Here is a 1243-nt window from a genome sequence, read left to right as displayed (position 1 = left end):
TGATCTGATCCAATACTTTTGGACACCGCGTTAAGTGAGTAAAATGACTTATCGAGGTGAATATGACAACCAAAAAGACCCGCAAGACCTATACCGCTGAATTCAAAACTGAAGCCCTGAAACTGGCTGAACGTGTTGGCGTTGCTGAAGCAGCCAGGCAGCTCAAAATTTATGAATCGCAAATCTATAACTGGCGTACTGCCGTTGAGAAAAAGTCCAATACCAGCCAACGGGAAGCTGAATTGGCCGCTGAAGTTGCAAAGCTCAAACGCCAACTGGCTGATCAAGCAGAGGATTTAGCCATTCTAAAAAAGGCGGCCACCTACTTCGCGAAGAATCAAAAGTAAGCCGATTCAAATTCATGCTTGAGCACCAACGCCAGTTCCGCTTGAAATCCATGGCATTGGTGCTTGGTGTCACGCGAAGTGGGTATTACGCCTGGCGTAAATCAGGGAAAGAACCAAGCAAACGGCTGAAGAGCCAGCGTTGCCGAGATGAACAAATCAAAGCCGTTTTTGATACGAGCAAAGAGCGTTACGGCGCTCGCCGTATCCAGGTCGAGCTGGCAGAAAAGGGTGAAAGCGCTGACGTGAAAACCATAATAAACAGCATGACACGGCAGGATTTAGTCGCCAAAGCAGCGCGTAAATTTAAGGTCACAACCGACAGCAATCATCAGCTGCCTGTGGCTCCAAACCTACTGGAGCAGAACTTTAACGCGACAGGACCGAACCAGAAATGGGTCGGTGATATCACGTATTTGATGACCAGCGAAGGTTGGCTTTATTTGGCTGTGATCATTGATTTGTACTCGCGTGCCGTGGTTGGCTGGTCGATGAGCAATCGAATGACCACCCAACTTGCTTGCGATGCCCTGAACATGGCGCTGTTCCGCCGCGGTTTTCCAAAAAACGTGATAGTGCACAGTGACAGGGGCAGCCAATATTGTTCGTATGCGTATAGAAATCTGATTGAAAAACATCAACTTACCCAAAGCATGAGCCGTAAAGCCTGCTGCTGGGACAACGCCTGTGCGGAAAGCTTTTTCCATACGCTGAAGGTTGAAGCCATCCAGTACGAACCAATCATGGACAGGGACACCATGCGTCAGACCGTTTTTGAATACATTGAAGTTGATTACAACAAAACCAGAAGGCATAGTTCGCTTGGCTATCTCAGCCCTGAGAATTTTGAATTGAAGAACAGTGCTTAGCTAAGTGTCCAGAGTTAGTGGATCAGATCA

1 protein-coding gene is annotated in these 1243 nt (G+C 47.7%); it reads left to right on the top strand.

Features of this window, described 5'->3' with window-relative positions; all coding sequences use genetic code 11:
- Positions 1 to 62: 62 nt before the first annotated feature.
- Positions 63 to 1213 (top strand): IS3 family transposase gene (locus L6J37_RS21185; protein ID WP_237796517.1). Its coding sequence is split into 2 segments (ribosomal slippage): positions 63 to 306 and positions 306 to 1213, totalling 1152 coding nucleotides; the frame shifts between segments, so codons are not numbered across the junction.
- The last annotated feature ends 30 nt before the right edge of the window (positions 1214 to 1243 follow it).

The organism is Photobacterium sp. WH77, from assembly GCF_022014395.1.
Taxonomy (GTDB): Bacteria; Pseudomonadota; Gammaproteobacteria; order Enterobacterales; family Vibrionaceae; genus Photobacterium; species Photobacterium arenosum.
This window is presented reverse-complemented; position numbering and strand designations above follow the sequence as displayed.